The 18,251-nt window shown below is 52.3% G+C and carries 19 protein-coding genes; 10 read left to right on the top strand and 9 right to left on the bottom strand.

Annotated elements, in window-relative coordinates:
• Positions 1-2: 2 nt before the first annotated feature.
• Positions 3-1,325: an ATP-binding protein gene (locus GAH_RS07025; protein ID WP_048095632.1), complete on the bottom strand. Its 1,323-nt coding sequence runs from the start codon at positions 1,323-1,325 to the stop codon at positions 3-5.
• 189 nt (positions 1,326-1,514) lie between these two features.
• Between GAH_RS07025 and GAH_RS07020 the strand changes: the two genes are divergently transcribed.
• Positions 1,515-2,468, top strand: coding sequence for a glycosyltransferase (locus tag GAH_RS07020; RefSeq protein ID WP_048095628.1), 954 nt, complete (start codon positions 1,515-1,517; stop codon positions 2,466-2,468).
• Positions 2,441-3,415 carry a flippase-like domain-containing protein gene (locus GAH_RS07015; protein ID WP_156967421.1) on the top strand — a complete coding sequence of 325 codons (975 nt, stop codon included), beginning with the start codon at positions 2,441-2,443 and terminating at the stop codon, positions 3,413-3,415. Before GAH_RS07020 ends, GAH_RS07015 begins: the two co-directional genes overlap by 28 nt.
• Here GAH_RS07015 and GAH_RS07010 read toward each other — a convergent pair.
• The 3 genes from GAH_RS07010 to GAH_RS07000 are packed head-to-tail and all read right to left on the bottom strand — an operon-like array spanning position 3,393 to position 4,555.
• Complete coding sequence (locus GAH_RS07010; RefSeq protein ID WP_048095620.1) at positions 3,393-3,806, bottom strand: hypothetical protein; 414 nt, start codon at positions 3,804-3,806, stop codon at positions 3,393-3,395. The genes GAH_RS07015 and GAH_RS07010 overlap by 23 nt on opposite strands.
• A 33-nt stretch (positions 3,807-3,839) precedes the next feature.
• Positions 3,840-4,073 carry a NifU family protein gene (locus GAH_RS07005; RefSeq protein ID WP_048095618.1) on the bottom strand — a complete coding sequence of 78 codons (234 nt, stop codon included), beginning with the start codon at positions 4,071-4,073 and terminating at the stop codon, positions 3,840-3,842.
• 35 nt (positions 4,074-4,108) lie between these two features.
• Entirely contained in the window at positions 4,109-4,555 is a 447-nt protein-coding gene (locus tag GAH_RS07000; RefSeq protein ID WP_048095615.1) for a bifunctional nuclease family protein, read from the bottom strand.
• A gap of 53 nt (positions 4,556-4,608) precedes the next feature.
• Here GAH_RS07000 and GAH_RS06995 point away from each other — a divergent pair, with 53 nt between their 5' ends.
• Positions 4,609-5,124, top strand: a complete 516-nt coding sequence (locus tag GAH_RS06995; RefSeq protein WP_156967420.1) for a DUF2284 domain-containing protein — start codon at positions 4,609-4,611, stop codon at positions 5,122-5,124.
• Here the strand turns inward: GAH_RS06995 and GAH_RS06990 are convergent, their stop codons facing one another.
• The gene (locus GAH_RS06990) at positions 5,125-6,597 is read right to left on the bottom strand and encodes a 2-isopropylmalate synthase (RefSeq protein WP_048095613.1); all 1,473 of its coding nucleotides are present in this window, start codon (positions 6,595-6,597) and stop codon (positions 5,125-5,127) included.
• A gap of 247 nt (positions 6,598-6,844) precedes the next feature.
• Here GAH_RS06990 and GAH_RS06985 point away from each other — a divergent pair, with 247 nt between their 5' ends.
• From GAH_RS06985 to GAH_RS06960, 6 genes are read left to right on the top strand one after another with little or no spacing between them, the layout of a single operon-like run.
• Positions 6,845-8,416, top strand: a complete 1,572-nt coding sequence (locus GAH_RS06985; protein ID WP_048095611.1) for a type II/IV secretion system ATPase subunit — start codon at positions 6,845-6,847, stop codon at positions 8,414-8,416.
• On the top strand, positions 8,413-10,386 hold the full coding sequence (locus tag GAH_RS06980) for a type II secretion system F family protein (RefSeq protein WP_048095609.1): 1,974 nt from the start codon (positions 8,413-8,415) through the stop codon (positions 10,384-10,386). Before GAH_RS06985 ends, GAH_RS06980 begins: the two co-directional genes overlap by 4 nt.
• 9 nt (positions 10,387-10,395) lie before the next feature.
• The gene (locus GAH_RS06975) at positions 10,396-11,112 is read left to right on the top strand and encodes a DUF432 domain-containing protein (RefSeq protein WP_048095607.1); all 717 of its coding nucleotides are present in this window, start codon (positions 10,396-10,398) and stop codon (positions 11,110-11,112) included.
• The gene (locus tag GAH_RS06970) at positions 11,109-11,933 is read left to right on the top strand and encodes a mechanosensitive ion channel family protein (RefSeq protein WP_048095606.1); all 825 of its coding nucleotides are present in this window, start codon (positions 11,109-11,111) and stop codon (positions 11,931-11,933) included. The genes GAH_RS06975 and GAH_RS06970 overlap by 4 nt, the downstream gene beginning before the upstream one ends.
• Before the next feature lie 30 nt (positions 11,934-11,963).
• Positions 11,964-12,482 carry a metallophosphoesterase gene (locus GAH_RS06965; protein ID WP_048095604.1) on the top strand — a complete coding sequence of 173 codons (519 nt, stop codon included), beginning with the start codon at positions 11,964-11,966 and terminating at the stop codon, positions 12,480-12,482.
• A 9-nt stretch (positions 12,483-12,491) separates the two neighbouring features.
• Complete coding sequence (locus GAH_RS06960; RefSeq protein WP_052747804.1) at positions 12,492-13,202, top strand: molybdenum cofactor biosynthesis protein MoaE; 711 nt, start codon at positions 12,492-12,494, stop codon at positions 13,200-13,202.
• On the opposite strand, the gene GAH_RS06955 is transcribed toward GAH_RS06960, so the two are convergent.
• Positions 13,185-13,892, bottom strand: coding sequence for a DUF2103 domain-containing protein (locus tag GAH_RS06955; RefSeq protein ID WP_048095602.1), 708 nt, complete (start codon positions 13,890-13,892; stop codon positions 13,185-13,187). The genes GAH_RS06960 and GAH_RS06955 overlap by 18 nt on opposite strands.
• A complete protein-coding gene (locus tag GAH_RS06950) occupies positions 13,889-14,575 on the bottom strand; it encodes a dolichyl-phosphate beta-glucosyltransferase (protein WP_048095600.1) in 687 nt (228 codons plus the stop codon). Before GAH_RS06950 ends, GAH_RS06955 begins: the two co-directional genes overlap by 4 nt.
• A gap of 77 nt (positions 14,576-14,652) precedes the next feature.
• Between GAH_RS06950 and GAH_RS06945 the strand changes: the two genes are divergently transcribed.
• Positions 14,653-15,498 carry a lysylphosphatidylglycerol synthase transmembrane domain-containing protein gene (locus GAH_RS06945; RefSeq protein ID WP_048095599.1) on the top strand — a complete coding sequence of 282 codons (846 nt, stop codon included), beginning with the start codon at positions 14,653-14,655 and terminating at the stop codon, positions 15,496-15,498.
• Position 15,499: 1 nt separating this feature from the next.
• Here the strand turns inward: GAH_RS06945 and GAH_RS06940 are convergent, their stop codons facing one another.
• A complete protein-coding gene (locus GAH_RS06940) occupies positions 15,500-16,303 on the bottom strand; it encodes an MBL fold metallo-hydrolase (protein ID WP_048095598.1) in 804 nt (267 codons plus the stop codon).
• Between the two features lie 437 nt (positions 16,304-16,740).
• Positions 16,741-18,168: a proline--tRNA ligase gene (gene proS / locus GAH_RS06935; protein WP_048095597.1), complete on the bottom strand. Its 1,428-nt coding sequence runs from the start codon at positions 18,166-18,168 to the stop codon at positions 16,741-16,743.
• Positions 18,169-18,251 lie beyond the last annotated feature (83 nt).

Below are 18,251 nucleotides of genomic sequence, written 5' to 3'. Positions count from 1 at the left end.
TTTCAGGCCACCAGCGAAAAATCCCTCAAATCCCACACAAGCCCATTTTTGTAAGAGGTCTTCCTTGCAACCACTCCGTGGTAGATCTCATAGCCATCAAGTCCGATCAATTCTGTTTTATCTCTCAGATTTTCGAGAATTCTGTGGATTTCTTTCTTTCCCAGATCTTTCCACTTGACCTCCACCAGCAGAGCCTTTCTTTCACGCATGTCCAACGCAACCAGATCTATCTCATCTCCCTTGTGCCACCATCCTCCAATTTTGGAAAATCTTAAAGGCAGCATTCCCCGTTTGTTGAGTTCAATTAGGAACTGTCGGGCAACATCCTCAAAAATCGTTCCAAGATAACCTGTGTAGTCCTCTTTTATTTCCTCAATATCGAAAATTCCCTCCTCGATCGAGGACAGGTTAGGATATATGTAGCGGAACCAGAACGTGACGAAATTATCTCCAATAAAGTACCTGCCTTTCCTCGATCTTTCGTTTTCTGTTACAGGGATTTTTTTCACGATGAATTCGGTGTCTATTAGGTTTTTCAGATACTGGGTGATGTCCGAATGTTTTGCCCCTATGGATTCCCTTATCTCTTTCGGGGTGTTTCTGCCGAGCGCGATAGCCTCCAGAATCCTCTTATACGTTGTCGAGTCTGTGAATTCGTACTTCATCAGAAAGTCGAGTTCATCCTTCAAAAATGTGTCCGGTTTTTTTAGCTCCCTTTCGAGCCACTTCCAGAAGGGCGGGCTAACTTTTTCCAAATAATATGGAATCCCGTCAGCAAACCCATATATTTCCACCAGCTCTTCCCACTGCACACGAGGGAAAAACTCTCTGAGGTGGAAGAAATTCAGAGGCTTCAGTTTTAGCGAGGCAGTCCTCCTTCCATACAACGGACTCTTGTAGCTCAGGACTTTGTCACTCATCATCGATATAGAGGAGCCCAGAATTATGAGCTTGGTATTTGTACCGCTTAAAATTAAATCCACAATACGCTGAAGCAGCGATACTATTTTCGGGTCTTCTTTAATCAGGTTCGGAAACTCATCTATTACAATGATCTTATCCTTCAGAAAATTAAAATACGCCTCCCAGTCCTCTTGGGAGTAGGAAATGCTCGGAACAACCTTGGAGGCAACACGTTTGAAGTGTCTCAGATTGTCTCCCTCAACGGCAAGGTAGTAGATATGCTCCTTATCTTTCACAGCTTCAAGCACAAGCCTTGTTTTCCCGATTCTCCTTTTGCCGTATACAATAATGAGCTCGAACGAGTTGCTGTCGAGCCTTTCTCTTATAGTCTTCAGCTCATCCATCCTGTCTACGAACTTCATGATAACCTCCGTTATGATAATTCAGATTAACATTTATAGTTTTATCGGTCAACACTTTACAAGAGTTTATGAGTTAACAATTCGATCAAGCCTGTCACGACATTGGCCGTAGAAAAAAGGACGTTCACCCTGAGTACTCCATTTCAGCTGCGGGATAAACGTTAAATTCCTCCTCGCATTTAAGTGGCTGTGAAAAAGCGGATCGCCGTGATCGTCCCGGTATCGGTTTTTGAACCTGCCGAAACTCTGGTAAATTCGGCGAGGCACTTAAGATCACTCGATTTTGGCGATTTTGAGTTCACGATTCTCTACGCATTTGACGGAGATGAGAGCGACGAGAGAGTGAAGCTGCTGAGGAGAGAGGGCGTTGACGTGCTCGCGAGAAACACGAGGAGGGGCAAGAGGGCAGGGGCGATAAATGATGCAATCAGGCATCTAAAAAAATTCAAACCTGACCTCGTGGCGATATTTGACGCCGATTCGAGGCCGGAGAGGGATTTCGTTCTCAGGTGTGCTGGCAGAGTTGAGAGGGATGTTTACATCTCCTCGACTGTCAGGAAGGTCTCCAACCCGTACACGCTAATCGCAAGGGCTGTCGAACTCGAGTACAGGCTGATTGGCTTTTTGCTGAAGGTTTCGGGGTTCAGACAGTTCAACGGACTCATCGGAGTTCTCAACTTCAGGCACCTTGAGAGGTACGGGCTCAGCGAGGACGCGCTGACGGAAGATGCGGACTTCGCCACGCGAATGCACGCTCTCGGGTTTAGGGCCGAGCTTGCGGAGGGCTGCGTTTACGAGCAGTCCCCTGTGACAATCTCGGACTTCTACTCCCAGAGGAAGAGGTGGTACTACGGCGGCCTCGAGCTGTGGAGGTACTTGGACAGAGTTCTCCCCTCCGGAAATCCCCACTTCGTGACCTCCTGGCTCTCGGCACTCACACTCACGTACTTCCCGATCCTGTACCTCCCCTTCGTCCTCCTCTCCCTTCCAGCACTCCTTGCGCTCTACGGAAAAGACGGGGTGCTGGTCTACGCTGGGATGATTCTCTACGCAGTCACCCTTCAGATCGCGTCATTTTCCGCAATGCTTAACTTCCTGCGGAGGGAGGGTGTTGAGTGGAAGGCAATGACAAGGGTGGAGTGAAGAGGCTCGCAGTAGCTGGAGCGATCACAGCCCTGTCCATAATCGCGGTGATGAAGCTCGGTAACGTGAGCCTCGAGGAGTTCAGGTACGCCAAGACGGAATACATAGCTGCAGCCTTCCTTCTGCACGTTCTGTTCTGGTTATTCTGGACTGTGAGGCTCGAGGTCATCTCCTCAATTCTCGGCTACTCTCTGCCCTTCAGGGAGGTCTTCCTCGGTGTTCTGGCGAGCAACTTCGTCGCCGCGATAACGCCGTCATCGGCAGGCGGGGAGCCTGTGAGGGCCAAGGTCCTCGTTGACTGCGGGATGGGTGTCGGCGAGGCGACGGCTTCAATAATGGTGGAAAGATTCCTCGACGCAATATTCTTCTCCTTCTTCCTGCTCGTCATGCTCTCCCTCTCGGGCTTCGCCGTGGGGCTCGGGCTCAAAATAGGGGTGGTCTTCACAGTTCTCATAGCCCTGCTCATAGTCTTTCTCTTCGAGCTTTTCAAGTACCCCGAGAGGGTGGAGAGGTTCCTCAAGTTCATCGAGAAGAGAGTCAGGAGGGAGTTCTTCGTCAGGATAGAGAGGGAGATCTGGATGTTCAGGGATTCTATAAGGACGTTCCTAAGGGACAAGAGCAAGGCGATGACGCTGCTTGCCCTCACGGCCCTGATATGGATCTCCGAGTTCCTCGTACCGTCGTTCGTCCTCCTCGCGTTCACCTGTGACCCGCACTGGATACTCTCCCTCACATCTCAGGCGATACTTGTGATTGCCTCACTCGTACCGCTAACGCCCGGAGCGAGTGGAATTGCCGAATTCGGGTTCTTCTACCTCTACTCTCAGTTCGTTGAGTGCTCTGTCGGAGCGATAGTCGGGGTGTGGAGGAGCATCACCTACGTCTCCAACATCTTGGCCGGGATCGTGGCGAATCTCTACTACTTCAGAAGATTAGTTCTGAAATGATCTTCTCGACATCGAGCCCGAGGCTCTCGAGTTTCTTCTTTGCCCTGCTGTATGCCGTGTAGTTGTAGTTTCCGTTTCTGCGCTTCTCCATGACTGCCTCAAACTCTGCAGGCGATAAAACCTCAGACAGAAAGTCCCTGAGCTCGTTCCTCTTGAAAACCCTCACCGGGACTCTCTCGACAAGCTCAGTCTCCCTGAACACCAAGGCTTCGGTGTTCCAGCAGCTCTCACACTCAGACACAAGTATTCTCAGGTCTTCGAGCCTGTGCCAGGTTCTCTGGCTCATCTCGCCACCGCAGCTGCAGAACCCGCCAAAGCCGCTGGACTCCTCGCCGGGTATTGCCCTGTCGTTGTAAACGAGCACCTTTATCGGCTCGAGGTACATTGCCATCGCCTCAGAATTAGTCGGTTAAGATTAAAAATTTTACACGGGAACAACCTTCTTTACCTCCGGAATCCTCGCCCTCAGCTGCTGCTCAACAAACATTGTGAGAGTGATCTGTGACATCGGGCATCCGAAGCAGGCACCGAGGAGCTTTACTTTAACCTCTCCAGTCTCCTCATTAACGTCAACAACGGCTATGTTACCTCCATCCCTTATGAGAGCAGGCCGTATCTCCTTCTCGATGATCTCCTCAACCTTCTCCCTGAGTCCCATGGGTGGTGGTGGAGGAGCAAGTTAATAAACTTTCCTCACTCCATCGCTATGTCGTCGAAGGGCACGTACTCTTCCGGCACACTCTCCACAAACCCTGCCTCCTCAAACACCCTCTCCTCAACGAAAACAGGAGCCTCGAACCTGAGGGCGAGGGCTATGCTGTCGCTCGGCCTCGCGTCTATCTCGTGGGTTATGTCGTCGTGGGTGATGAATATTCTCGCGTAAAACGTGTTCTCGACGAGGTCGTCTATGATGACCTGCTCTATCCTCGCGTTTAGCCTCTTCAGCATCTCCACAAACAGGTCGTGGGTCATGGGGCGGGGAGGGACAACGCCCTTGAGTGCGGAGTGAATGGCCATGGCCTCTGCCAGACCTATGAATATCTGGAGCATCCTGCCGCTCTCGTCCTTTAGCAGAACGACAGGAGCACCTCCAAAAATGCTCGGTGCCACGTAAACTCCCGAGACCTCAACTCTGTTCATTCAGAACTATTTCTGGCATGAAAATATTAATAGTTTCCCGTCACATTTTTTAATTGTCTCGCCAAGAGCAGCCCATGGTTGACGTCAGGGAGCTCATCCTCTCCAGAATGGGAGAAGAGGGCATCAGGGTCGTTGATGTTCAGGAGATTGACGTCAGCAAGATCAGGCCGGACAAGAGGACGAGGTGGAAGTGCAGGTTTGGGTGCAACTACTTCGGAAAGCGCTACTCGTGCCCGCCCAACGTTCCGGATGACTTCGAGGAGTTCATATCCTCCTACTCGAGGGCTCTGGTGGTGATTTACGAGTTCAGCGACTACATGGAGGACAAGCTCAAGCTCCAGAGAATTCTCCCGGAGATTGAGGCAAGGCTCATATTCGACTACCCGATGGCGTTTGCACTCTTTCCCGGAGGATGCGATTTGTGCGAAAGCTGCGAGTATGAGAGGTCTGGAAGGTGCGTGAAGCCCGAGAGGGTGAGACCGTCCGTCTCGTCCGTGGGAATAATCGTGTCGAGGCTCGGGGTGAAAATAGGGGATGGAAAGTCGGTGGCGATAATACTGCTTGAGTAGCTAATCTATGAGCATGTTCAGCCCCTCTATGAATGCCTCGACGCTCGCCATGATTATGTCCGTCCTCGCACCTCTCGCGGTCACTATCTTATCTCCCTTCTTGAGCTGGACGATCACGTCAACGAGAGCGTCTGTTCCGCCCGTTATGGCGTCGACGTGGTAGCTAACGAGCTCTATGTCCGCGTAATCCTTGATTGCCTTCTTTATCGCGTTTATGGCCGCGTCCACAGGCCCCAGTCCGACTCCCGCCTCGACAACCTCCTTGCCGTTTATCTTGAGCTTCACGCTTGCGGTCGGCATCACGTGAACTCCGCTCACTATTGACAGGTCGAGGAGCTGAACCTTCTTCTCCCTCCTTATCTGCAGTACAGTCTCTACTATCGTCCTTATGTCCGCGTCAGTAACCCTCTTGCCCTTGTCACCAATCTCCTTGATTCTCGCCAGAATCTCCTTCATCTGCTCCGGAGTCGCCTTGTACCCCATCTCCTTCATTATGACCTCAACGCTAGCCCTTCCGGCGTGCTTGCCCAGAATTATCGACCTCTTCCTCCCGATGACCTCAGGCGAGATGGGCTCATACGTCTGGGTGTTCCTGAGGAGGGCGGATGTGTGGATTCCGCTCTCGTGCGTGAACGCGTTGTCGCCAACTATCGGCTTGTTGGGCGGAACCTTGACCCTCGTGAGCTTCTCCACGAGCTTGGATGTTGGATAGAGCATCTCCTTGTTTATTCTCGTCTTGATACCGTAGAGGAACTCGAGGGCCATCACGACCTCCTCGAGCGCGGCGTTTCCAGCTCTCTCGCCAAGGCCGTTCATGGCCACGTGTATTTCATCCGCTCCTCCCTTGACAGCAAAAACTGTGTTTGATGTGGCAAGGCCGAAGTCGTCATGGCCGTGGAACGCCACAGGAACGCTGAAGTTCTCCTTGAGGCTCTTCATCGTCTCGAATGCCTTCTCCGGAGTGAAGACACCAACAGTGTCTGTGAACGTGAGCCTGTCTGCTCCAGCATCAACCGCATGCCTGTAGAGCTCGATTATGAAGCTGAAATCTGCCCTCGACGCATCCTCCCCACCAAACTCGACAACAAGCCCCCTCTCCTTCGCGTACTCTATCGCCCTTACCGACATTTCGATAATATCCTCCCTGCTTTTGCCGGGGAACTTGCTCGAGATGTGGATGTCTGATGAGGGTGCAACCATGAAGATTGAGTCCGCATTCGCGTCTGCAGCAGCGTCAATATCCTCAAACTTTATTCTCGCGAAGCTGCATATCTCAGCATTCAAACCCGCTTCGCTAATTGTCTTTATGGCCTGAAACTCACCTTCAGATGCAATTGCCGTTCCGGCCTCGATGACATCAACGCCCAGCCTGTCGAGGGCTTCTGCTATCATGAGCTTCTGCTCAACGCTCAGCGACACTCCGGGCGTTTGCTCTCCGTCTCTCAGCGTGGTGTCGAGGATTCTGAGTGTCATTGGATAGCACAGAAAAGAATATTGTTTAAAAACCTTTGGTCACCAGAAATGGCCATCTCGTTCGCCTCACAATTTTTTCAATTCTCACATCTGGCACCCTAACCGAGGACCGAGACTGCAGAGCATTTGAGGAGACATCCAACAGCAAATTCTTCTTTTTTGCTGAGTTTCTTGTTGAAACATCTATGCTAACTATGATAACAATGATGGAAAACTTTTAAATAATTCCCTGCAGTATCATAATAATATGCAACCAATCTACACAAGATACTATGGACTTCTCGGAAAATACCTGCTGGAGGATATCTCGCCCGATCAGGTAATTGAGGACATCTCTTCTGTGGAAGACGGCAGCATAATCGAATCTTACTGGATATTCAGACCCTTTGTTGGTGTGAACATAATCAAGGACAGGCTCACTGCGGGAATAAAGTACCTGCTGCTCGAACCAACCCTCACACCGGATGAGTTCGAACTTCTCGAAAAAATTTACTTCGAGCTCGGAAACGTCCTGATACTTAAAGACATAACACTCGACACGTTTCAGAAGGAAAAGATTCTGATGGACGCGTTCGAGGAGATAGTTCAGGAGTTCAGCGTTGACCTCGACCCCGTTTTGAAGATGAAATTCATCTACTACCTATTCAGAGATTTCATAGGGTTCGGCCCGATAGACGGGGCGATGAACGATCCCTACATTGAGGACATAAGCTGCGACGGCTACAACATTCCCGTCTACGTGTACCACAAGAAGTACGGCAACATCCCGACGAACATCTCATTTTCCGAAGAGGAGCTGGACAGGTACGTTCAGGCTCTCGTCCAGATAGCGGGAAAGCACATAAGCTACGGGAATCCCGTAATGGACGCATCCCTTCCAGATGGAAGCAGACTTCAGGCCACCTACGGAACGGAGATAACCCCGAGAGGTTCGAGCTTCACCATAAGAAAGTTCACTGAAGAGCCCCTCACACCGATCGACCTGATAAGATTCGGGACGTACACTGCAGAACAGATGGCGTATTTCTGGCTTGCCGTTGAAAACAAGCTGAACCTGATGGTGGTTGGGGAAACCGCGGCAGGAAAGACCACCACACTCAACGCGATACTTATGTTTCTGCCACCTGATGTCAAGGTGATATCGATCGAGGATACCCGAGAGATTGCTCTGAGGCACGACAACTGGGTAGCGGGAGTCACGAGGGAGGTAACAACCGGAGACGAGAAGTCGATAACGATGTACGATTTGCTAAAAGCTGCCCTCAGGCAGAGACCGGAGTACATAGTGGTTGGAGAGATTAGAGGTATTGAAGCCCAGACGCTGTTTCAGGCGATGTCCACGGGGCATGCGGCGTACTCAACGCTGCATGCAGGAGACATTCACCAGACGATATACAGACTGGAGAGCGAACCTCTGAACGTTCCAAGAAGCCTGATACAGTTCCTTGACATTGTCACGATCCAGACCCAGTGGACGAAGGCAGGGGTGAGAAAGAGGAGGTCGAAGGGAATATACGAGTTTATCGGCGTTGATCCAAACGACAAGAACCTGCTCATAAACGAGGTCTACAGGTGGGTTCCGCATGAGGATGCGTTTTACCTCGTGAGCCCGTCAAAGAAGATAGAGAAAATCGCACTCATAAGGGGTGAATCCCCCGAGGAAACATCCAGCGAGCTGAAAAGGAGAGCGGAGTTCCTTCAGTACCTTGACAAGATCGATGTCAGGGACTTCGTAAAGGTGACCCACATGATTCACTCCTACTACAGAAATCCAGAGGAGACGTTCGAGTACATTGTCAGGGAAGGGATGAGAGGATGACACAGTGGCTGTTCAGAAACGGAGAAACGGAGTTCTCGGAGAAATTCAGCGTATGGGTTCCAAAGAGACTTGTAAAGTTCTACAGAGCGAGATACGAAAAACGCAGAGACAAGTACTCCTGGCTGGAGAGAGACCTCATCTCATCGAGGCTGCCGGTAACCGTTCCCAAGCTGCTTGCCATCGCCCTGTTTTACCCGGCAATCCTGCTTCCGGTCTTCGCGTTCGTTTCGGTGGCCATCTCGAAGAAAATAGGGTACATTTACCTCATGTACTCGAACAAAGAGATCCCCCCGGAGTTAAAGGTAATAAAAGACGTGCCAGTGGAGTTCTCGTTCCAAAAACCAGACGTGTTTGTTGTAGAGGTGCTGTCCTTCGTGATCCTGACGCTGGCGCTGCTGTACCTCACGAGGGTTGCCATACTGAGGTACCCGAGACTTGTCGTGTCCCAGCGGAGGTCGAAAATCGAGTCAACGCTGCCTCATGTTGTTAACATAATGCTGGGAATGACCAAGGGAGGAACGCCTCTCTTGGAGATCATAAAGACTGTGGCGGAGGAGAGAACGGTAACCGGGGAGGTCGGAAAGGAGTTTTCGGTGATCATAAGAGAGGTCATGATGTTCCACAGGGATATAATTTCCGCGATGAGGTACGTGGCAAACACAACGCCATCACCCAAGCTGTCAGAGTTCCTCGAGGATCTGATAAGCGTTGTGGAGGGTGGTGGAAGCCTCAGCGACTTTCTCGAGTTCAAGTCAGCCCACTACATAGAGGAGAGGGAGAGGTACCACGAGATATTCATCAACTCCCTCGAAATACTCGCAGAGGTTTACGTCTCGCTTTTCGTGGTTGCGCCTCTATTCACCCTGATTGTGTTCATCGTCATGGGGATGATGGGCGAGGACATACATACTGTCTCCAGAGTCATAGTCTACGGGTACATACCGCTCGGTGGGCTTCTGTTCATCTGGCTGATCAGGTCGATGATGCGTAGCGAAAAGGCCGGGTGGGTTAGCGGAAAGGTCATCCCCGTGTTTCTGAGAGCCAGAGTTGTGGAGAACGGGAGGGAGAACGCATTTGCATACCGAACAGACTTCAAATCCAAGCTCATGACCAAGGTTGCTGCAGTGAGAAGAAGGCTCAATCTTCCGGAACTCCTGAAAAATCCCGAGTACACACTGATTGTCACACTGCCAGCCTCCATTTTTGTCATCGCGGCGATGAAACCCTACAAGCCCGAGACCGTGCTTGGCGTGCTCTTTGCCGTCATTGCAGTTCCCTACGTGGTGCTCTACGAGTACAGGAATCGCATGATCAGGAAGCTTGAAGAGGAGCTTCCGGAGTTTCTCAAACAGCTCGGGAGCCTAAATGAGAGCGGTCTCACGCTTGTTGCAGCCCTCAGAGTTCTCTCCACCACGAACCTCGGAGCGCTGACGAAGGAGGTCATGAACATAAGAAAGGATGTGGAGTGGGGCAGACTGATAACGGAAGCTCTCCAGAGGTTTGACGAGAGGGTCGGAAGCAACGTCGTCTCCAAGGTCGTTTCGATCCTCGTGAAGGCCCTTGAGGCGACAGACAACGTAAAGGCGGCAATATTCACCGCCGCGACTGATGCTGAAATGTATCTGGAGTTCAGGAAGAGGATAGCCAACGAGATGTTCGTTTACACGGTCATAGTGTACATAACCTTCGCAGTCTTCCTGTTCACGGTTGTCGTGCTCAACCAGAACTTTGTAAAGGTCTTTGGAAGCATCTCGGTTCCGGAGTCGTTTGTTGGGACAAGCTTCACGTTTCCGGATGCCGAGAAGCTGACCACCCTGTTTTACCATGCCACCCTGCTCAACGGCTTTTTCAGCGGCCTTGTGGCGGGTGTTATGGGAGCCGGAAGTCTTAAATCTGGACTGAAGCATTCACTTATAATGGTTCTCGCCTCAATACTGGTGTTCCACCAGTTCGTCGGCGTGAGCCTGTGAGGGCTGGTTATGAGTCTCTTCGGCATATACGATCTGGACGAGGTGGAAATTGAAGCTGATGGAGTTAGGATCACTCTTGAAAGGCACCCGGAGCACTACATTTACAGGAGAGAATTTGGAGGCAACACGGTAGAGAAGGTGATACTCTCGAAGAAAGGGAGGCTTGTAATAAATCCCGTAGAGCCCGTGAACCTCCCGAAGCAGGTCTGCCACCACCTTGAGATATCCTTCAAAAAGAGAGTCATCGTTGAGCCGAAGTACAGGGAGACTTTCTTTCTGACGTTTCCTGTAGAGATCGGAGTGTTCACGACGGGAAAGGGAGACATAGAGCTGATAGACGTTTTCTCGTTCGTTAAGCCGAAGTACACGCTCTACGGAGACCCGAGGAACGGGCTGATATGCAGGTACTGGGAGAGTGAGCCGAGCCTGTCCCTCCCCAACCCAGATCCGCTGAGGGAGGGAGTTATGAGGCTCGAGATCAGGAATACTGAGAGCGAGTGGGTTGAGGTAAGCAGGGTGGTCTTCAACGTGTATCTCATGAGCATATACTACAGCGACGATCTCGTTTTCTCAAACGCGGAGATGGAGGTGACGTCGAAGAAGGTCGCCGAGACGAGGTTCCTCCTCTCACCCCTCAGAGACGGGATGAGGAAGGCCGTGGAGATCTTCACACCGAGGAAGGTTCCGGGCCTGACCAAGAGGTTCTTCATGGAGTGGGGACTATGATAGATGTGCTCGGCCTGACGGTTTACGGGGATGTCACGCTGTACGACTTCGTTGTTGCGTTTTTAGTGATGTTCTTCGCGGTTTTGCTGGCGAAGTTTGCCACATCCAACCTCAGAAGGGCCCTCTCGGAGAAGCTGAAGAAGGATCAGCTGGAGCTCCTGCTCAAGGTGGTGAACTTCGCCATACTGCTCATCGCCTTCCTGTCGATCTCCCCCCTCCTCGGGATAAACCTCTCGGGACTCCTCGTCGCTGGAGGCATAACTGGTATTGTCATAGGTTTTGCGAGCCAGAGCGTGGTTGCGAACCTGATCTCCGGTCTGTTCCTTCTCTGGGAGAAGCCGATAAAGCTCGGAGACCAGATAAACGTGGACGGCATCTCCGGGTTTGTTGAGGACATAAACATCATGTCCACCATTGTCAGAACATACGACGGGCTTTACGTGAGAATCCCCAACGAGAAGCTCTTCACGTCGAAGATCACAAACTATGTTGCCAACGTGGCGAGGAGGTTCGAGTACGTGGTCGGGATCAGGTACTCGGACGATGCAGAGAAGGCCGTTGAGATCGTCAAGAGGGTTGTTGAGGATGAGCCGTTCGTGCTGAAGAATCCCGCTCCTGTAGTTTTCGTTGACAGCCTTGGGGACAGTGCCGTGAACCTCGTCATAAGGGTGTGGGCTCCCGTTTCTGTCTGGTACGACGTGAAGATGTCCCTGCTCAGCAAGATAAAGGTGGAGCTTGAGAGGAACGGCATCGAGATCCCGTTCCCGCAGCGTGTCGTGTGGTTTGCCAACGAGCTCAACCTCAGAACAGAAGGGGAATAGTTTTTATTTTCGTCGCCAGTCCTTTCATTTATGAAGATCATCGCAGTCTCGGACACTCACGTGAGGAGGTTTGATGATCTCCCCGAGAGGCTCGTGAGGCTCATGGACTCCGCAGACATGGTAGTTCACGCCGGAGACTTTGTCAGTGCGGACGTTCTTGATGAGTTCGAGAGGAGGTACGAGTTCGTTGGTGTTTATGGAAACAGCGACGACGCTGAGGTTAAGGAGAGGCTGAACGAAACAGAGGTGTTCGAGGTTGAGGGAGTGAAGATCGGGCTGATTCACAGGGGGAACTTCATAAACGAGTTCCATGATCTCGGCTACAAGGCAAGGGAGCTTGGCGTGGATCTTCTCGTCTTCGGACACATCCACAGGTTCGTTGTGGAGAGGTTCGGCAGGATAATCGTCGCGTGCCCCGGAAGCCCGACCCAGCCGAGACTGTCTGCGTCGAGCTGTGCGGTTATAAGCGTTGAGGATGGCAGGATGGAGATAGACTTCGAGCTCGTTCAGGAGTTCGCCTGCGGGATAGATGTGAGGCTCAGAACCTGAGGTGGTCGGATGAAGGTCTGTCTGGTTAAAGGCGATGCGTGGAAAATTAAGGAGGAACTCGACAGGAGGGGCAGGGCAATAGTCGTTGAGAAGGGGAAAGGCGGTGAGGAGGGAGTTGTTTTTGGTGAAGACTCGGTGTCGTTCTCAGTCTCGCCGATGAACTTAAGAGACGTGCTGGAGGTGCTCGCCGATCTGGGGTACGACTACGCCCTTCTCAGCGGGTTCATGAGGGAGGAGGTGTCTAACCTCGGGATCTTCATTCCGGAGATTGAGAGCGCCGAGGAGGCTGAGAAGGCGGAGGACTGCGAGACACTCAAAAGCATAATGAGAAAGCTGAAGAAAAGCACAGGCTCAGAGTTCTGCGGTGCGATGGGCGTTTTCATCGGATTCGTCAGAAAGATCTCGGAGGGGAAGGAGGTCGTCAGGCTTGAGTACGAGAAGTACGAGGACATCTTCGATAGAGTGAGGAAGGAGATCGAGGAGGAGATCATGAGGTACGAGGGTGTCAGGGGGGTCAGAATATACCACAGGGTCGGCACGCTGATGCCAGGTGAGGACATAGTCTACGTGATCGTGATGGCTGAGCACAGAAAGCACCTCTGGGAGCCGCTGCACAGGGCAGTTGAGCTCTTCAAGGCGAGGCTGCCAGTCTGGAAGAAGGAGGTCTACGTTGACGGTGAGGTGTGGGCGCACGACAGGGATCTAAAGGAGGGATCTTAGCTCCCTCATCACAACCTCTCCCTCTTCCCTGTTTTTGGCGGTGGTTATGACGTGGATCTGCTGGACACTCCCTCCGTGAATCAGGAGCCCCCTGATGTTGCCCCTGTCATCGCACCTCGTCAGCTTGAGCCTCACGCTTCCGGTTGTCGTGCCCTTGTTCTCTATGACCCCCGGCACCACCTTCTTGACGAATTCCGAAGAGGCGAGCCTCATGACCAGATCCCTACCCTCCCTTCCACCTATGATTGTGGAGTGCGCGCCGCCAATCTTCTCCCCGACAGGGATGCTCACCCTCGGAATCTCATCCCTCACCCTGACAAACCTCTCCAGCCTCTCAGCAAACTCGTGGAGTGGCAGTGGCTCTGACGTGAGAATCCTTGCGCTGTAGAGAGACGTCAGCCTCAGCATCCTCTCCGCCTTCACTATGCTCTCCACGTCTCTGCCAGACACGACAACCTCCCCAGCCCTCTTCCTGTGGAGCTTCTCCCAGACCACCTCGTAGAGGTTTCTCCTGCTCTCCCACTCCTCGTACTCCTTAAAGGTCAGGTACCTCACGCCGGAGTCTCCAACGAGAACCAGAGTCAGCACGTCTCCTGAATGCAGCCCGCAGAGCAGTACGTTCCTGCTCCCACACCTGAGGCAGAAGTCGTAATCCTCATCAAGCTCCGAAAAACAGGTTCTGCACTTCATTTCATCATTCTGAGGATGTTCCTGAACATGTAAACGCTGTCCCCGAGCACACTTACCTTGGACTCTCCTCCGTGCTCCCACCTGACCGGAATCTCCTTAACCCTCAGCCCCTCCCTCTGGGCGAGGACGAGAAGCTCGGTGTCCCAGAACCAGTGATTGTCCTCTATCCTCTCCAGAATCCGCATGATTCTGCTTTTCCTGAACCCCTTGAACCCGCACTGATGGTCTCTAACCTTCGAGCCAAGCAGAATTCGCACGAGGAGGTTGTATATCCTCGACGGAAGCTCTCTGAAGAATGGCCTTGTGGCGAGGCTTTCCGGCATGAGTCTCGAGCCTATGGCAACATCGTAACCCTCCTCCAATGCGCTGTAAACTTCCTTCACGTGGTTTAGGTCGGTGGAGAGATCAACGTCCATGTACATCACGAACTCGAATCTTGCATTTGCTATAGCCCTGTTTAAGGCCTTTCCCCTCCCCAACCTCTCATCGCTGTGCAGATGGGTTACAAATTCATACTTCTCAGCGAGCCTTCTCGCTATCTCGTCTGTTCCGTCCGTGGAGCCATCCTCGGCTATTATTATCTCGAACTCGCTGAAATTATCCTGAAGGTACTTTGCGAGTGTCTCGACGCTCCTCTCGAGTCTTTTTGCCTCGTTGTAAGCGGGAAGTATGACCGATATCATCTCTCAGAAGGTCTGGAGAAGGATATTTGAAGCTTTTCCGCCATTACCTTTTTATCCCGGAGATAGTAGGCATGCTGATGTCCGCAGTGAGGGCCATTGCCGGCATTGTTATCCTTGCTCTCGTCATTTTCGCGTTTCGCGATTCTCTGACCCACATACTCTCTGCAAACCCTGAAATGTTCCTCCTCGCGGTTCTCTCCTACACTATCCTCAACATCCTGCTCGCCTATCGAATTCACTACCTCCTCAGAAAGCAGGGGATAGATGTGAGGTTCTTCAGAATCCTGAGGCTTCATTATGCCGGGATGATCGCGAGCGACTTCACCCCCGGGAGGGCAGGGTACTTCGCCATTCCAGCCCTCGCCAGAGGTTATGGAATTGACGGCAGTGCCGTGCTCGGAGTCATCCTCTCGTTTCAGGCAGTGGAGATGGTCGTGAAGATACTCGGCGCATCTCTCGCCGTGTTCTACCTGCTGACCCCCTCAAGCTACCTCGGCCTCGTGGTGCCGGCTATTCTGACCCTGATCGCGATTGCCTACCTGTGGTCTGACATTCCGCCAAGAATAGAAAGGCTGGAGGAGGTCAGAAGGAGGGCGAGGATGACCAAGGAGCACGCGCCGTTCATATTCTCGATCTCCCTTGCAGGGTGGGTTGTCGTTGGATTTCAGTGGTACTTTCTGTTCAGGGCGCTGAACATGAACGTCTCCTTCCTTCAGGCGTTCCTTCTCCAGCCTCTGGCAACCCTGCTCATGTTCGCCCCCCTGACTCCCGCGGGAATGGGGATATTCGAGAGCGGCTCCGCGTTCCTCATCTCCCTGCTAACCGGAAGCGTCTCTCAGGGGGTGGCCCTTTCCCTGCTCGTAAGGAGCTCGACCATCCTTGCCGACCTCCCCGGCATCCTCGAGTTTCTTTCAAAGAGGTGAGCTAATCGCTCTCAAGCACCCTCCTCTTAAGAAGCATCGCCGAAGCTTTCATGGCCTCCTTCGGGTAGAACTTCAGCTCGTCCACGATGAAGTACTCAAGGAGCTTCTCGTCCTCCATTCCGGATTTCACCATCTCTGCAAGCCTTACAGCCTCTTCCCTCGCCCTTCTGACAGCGTGATCGCATTCCCTTCCGGTGAAGTACTTGACGTGTCCGACGCCAAAAATCTCCGGTCTGAACCCGGCGATTCGGTCTATTGAACTCAGGTACTGATCGTAGCTGTAGAAGAACAGCGGTATCACTTTGCCTGAGGATGTGAAGTATCCGAGGGAGTCTGATACGAGCAGCACGTTCTCTCCCCTGTGGTACACCGAGAGAGAGTCTGGAGAGTGTCCCGGAACTTCGTAAATCTCGAGTCCGTGGAACACATCCCCCTCTCCCAGCCCCCTGTCAATTCTCAGCTTCTCCCCGTCATAGCTCTCTCCGCACACCTCAACATCATCTTTAAACCACGATTTGAGCACCTTCTCCTTCCCAAGCAGCCTCGCAATACCTGCATGCCCCCCCACCTCTGCTTCGGGGTACTGCTCCAGAAGGACAGAAAGGCCGGTTATGTGGTCGAAGTGGGCGTGAGTTATCAGTATGGAATCCACATCCTCGTCCAGCTCCTCGAGAAGCTTGCTTGCTGTGCAGCTCAACCCGGTCTCGATGAGCACGGTTTTTTCCCCAGAATAGACGTAGTAGTTCACGAATCCCACTCTGTAGAGCTTGAAGCTGCTCGTCAGCTCGATTACCTCGACCTCCATGGTTTTTAAATGATTAATCAGCTTGAAATAGTTTGCGATTATCTTTATTAACTTTCGGAACGTATAGTTAATGCCCCAACCGGGGAGGGTGTGGAGAAAGCTTCGCTCTCGATGAAGCTCCCTGCAAGCGTTGGGGTAACACCATGTCGCATGGTCCCCGAGCGAGAGGGGAGCAAATGCTCCGTCTATGACCTTGGGGCAACCCCGACATGGGACAGCCCCGAACGGTCAGCCATCCCGAGGTGGCGCGAGCCTGCGATGAGGGATGGTGTTAGCTTCGGGGGACATTCTGCAATTTTGTCACAGTGCGGTGGGACAGAAAACCGAAATGTGTCTTTGTGGAGAGGTACACATTGGGTTCAGCGGCATTTTTAAAGGGGCGGTAAAGAATACCGGACTATGATCAAAAAAGGGTAAAAACTGGATGGAAAAGGCAGTCAGTAGCTCTTCGCTATCGCGTTCAGCTTGCCCTCTCTTCCGCAGACTATGCACTGTCCCTCCTTGCTAACCTTAATCCCTTCCGGAATCTCGACGAGCTGTCCAAGCACCCCTGCCTTCGCCTCCTCCTCGACCTTCTCTCCACACTCCAGACTCTCGCAGAGGTGGAAGAGTGCTACGCCCTTTCCAATCCACTCTGCAATCTCGCCCAGATTGTCGAAGTACCTGATCTTCTCAACCATCTCTCTGTAGGCTCTCTCCCTCAGCCTCTCGTGCATCTCCCTGCCCCACTCCCTTATCCTCTCCTCCGTCAGCTCTTCTGCAGGAACCTTCCTCTTCACCTTCTCGTCCCTGAAGGACACCACCACTTCGTTGCTCTCAGCCTCCCTCGGCCCTATTTCTATTCTGATCGGCACTCCGAAGAGCTCCCACCTGTAATACTTGGCTCCCGGCCTGTCGTCGCTGGTGTCCATCACGACCCTGAAGCCCATGCCCTTCAGCGTCTCGTAAACCCTGTCGGCCAGGCTCATGACGAGCTCTTCCTTCCCCTTGTAGAGGATCGGGATTATGACTATCTGGTGAGGTGCAAAGTCGAATGGGAGCACGAGGCCAACGTCATCCCCGTGTATGCTTATGAGCGAGGCTATGCACCTCTCGGATATGCCGTAGCAAGTCTGGTGCACGTAGGCGTGGTCTCCGTTTGGAGTCTCGTACTTTATGTCGAACGTCTTGGCAAAGTTATCGGCCAGATGGTGAACTGTGCCGATCTGAAGGGTTCTGCCGTCGGGCATGATCGTGTCGAAGGCAATCGTGTAGTCTGCGCCGGGGAACTTGTCCCACTCCGGGCGCTTTATGACCATGTATGGGATGGCGAGGGAGTCGTAGAACTCCTTGTACGCCGAGATCGCCTTCTTGACGTTCTCCTCCGCCTCCTCGTAGTTTCTGTGGGCTGTGTGAGCCTCCTTGAAGGACGTGATCTCCCTCAGCCTGATCAGCGGTCTGGTGTGCTTGGTCTCGTACCTGAAAACGTTCACAACCTGATATACCTTGAGAGGGAGGTCGGCATGGCTCCTTATCCAGAGCTTGAACATCGGATACATCGCCGTTTCGCTTGTCGGCCTTAAGGCGAGCTTCACGTCCAGCTCATCAAGCCCTCCATGAGTGATCCAGTAGACCTCATCCTCAAAACCCTTTATGTGCTGACCCTCCTTACCGAGCTCGGTTTCGGGGATTAGGGCTGGGAAGTAGACCTCGTCATGCTCCCTGTCCATGATCTCCTTGAGCTTCCCGTAAACAAGGTTCCTGAGCTTGAAGCCAAACGGGAACCAGACATACAGCCCCTTGACGGGATACCTTATGTCCATTATCTGAGCCTGCTGGATTATCTCGTGATACCACTCCGAGAAGTTTGATTTGGGAGGAAGCATGAATATGGGCAAATGGGAGTGTTATTAAAACTTTTTTGAATGTGGCTTATTTTGGAAAAAATGAGGGAAAAGATGTGTGGGTG

It is taken from the genome of Geoglobus ahangari (assembly GCF_001006045.1).
Taxonomy (GTDB): domain Archaea; phylum Halobacteriota; class Archaeoglobi; order Archaeoglobales; family Archaeoglobaceae; genus Geoglobus; species Geoglobus ahangari.
Note: the sequence above shows the minus strand (reverse complement) of the source record. Positions and strands in the feature narration are given on the sequence as shown.

What these genes read in the sequence shown, in the direction of transcription:
- GAH_RS07025 (WP_048095632.1), bottom strand. Translation starts at nt 1,325, where the DNA reads ATGAAGTTCGTAGACAGGATGGATGAGCTGAAGACTATAAGAGAAAGG.
- GAH_RS07010 (WP_048095620.1), bottom strand. Translation starts at nt 3,806, where the DNA reads ATGGCAATGTACCTCGAGCCGATAAAGGTGCTCGTTTACAACGACAGG.
- GAH_RS07005 (WP_048095618.1), bottom strand. Translation starts at nt 4,073, where the DNA reads ATGGGACTCAGGGAGAAGGTTGAGGAGATCATCGAGAAGGAGATACGG.
- GAH_RS07000 (WP_048095615.1), bottom strand. Translation starts at nt 4,555, where the DNA reads ATGAACAGAGTTGAGGTCTCGGGAGTTTACGTGGCACCGAGCATTTTT.
- GAH_RS06990 (WP_048095613.1), bottom strand. Translation starts at nt 6,597, where the DNA reads ATGACACTCAGAATCCTCGACACCACGCTGAGAGACGGAGAGCAAACG.
- GAH_RS06985 (WP_048095611.1), top strand. Translation starts at nt 6,845, where the DNA reads ATGCAACCAATCTACACAAGATACTATGGACTTCTCGGAAAATACCTG.
- GAH_RS06980 (WP_048095609.1), top strand. Translation starts at nt 8,413, where the DNA reads ATGACACAGTGGCTGTTCAGAAACGGAGAAACGGAGTTCTCGGAGAAA.
- GAH_RS06975 (WP_048095607.1), top strand. Translation starts at nt 10,396, where the DNA reads ATGAGTCTCTTCGGCATATACGATCTGGACGAGGTGGAAATTGAAGCT.
- GAH_RS06970 (WP_048095606.1), top strand. Translation starts at nt 11,109, where the DNA reads ATGATAGATGTGCTCGGCCTGACGGTTTACGGGGATGTCACGCTGTAC.
- GAH_RS06965 (WP_048095604.1), top strand. Translation starts at nt 11,964, where the DNA reads ATGAAGATCATCGCAGTCTCGGACACTCACGTGAGGAGGTTTGATGAT.
- GAH_RS06960 (WP_052747804.1), top strand. Translation starts at nt 12,492, where the DNA reads ATGAAGGTCTGTCTGGTTAAAGGCGATGCGTGGAAAATTAAGGAGGAA.
- GAH_RS06955 (WP_048095602.1), bottom strand. Translation starts at nt 13,892, where the DNA reads ATGAAGTGCAGAACCTGTTTTTCGGAGCTTGATGAGGATTACGACTTC.
- GAH_RS06950 (WP_048095600.1), bottom strand. Translation starts at nt 14,575, where the DNA reads ATGATATCGGTCATACTTCCCGCTTACAACGAGGCAAAAAGACTCGAG.
- GAH_RS06945 (WP_048095599.1), top strand. Translation starts at nt 14,653, where the DNA reads ATGTCCGCAGTGAGGGCCATTGCCGGCATTGTTATCCTTGCTCTCGTC.
- GAH_RS06940 (WP_048095598.1), bottom strand. Translation starts at nt 16,303, where the DNA reads ATGGAGGTCGAGGTAATCGAGCTGACGAGCAGCTTCAAGCTCTACAGA.
- proS (WP_048095597.1), bottom strand. Translation starts at nt 18,168, where the DNA reads ATGCTTCCTCCCAAATCAAACTTCTCGGAGTGGTATCACGAGATAATC.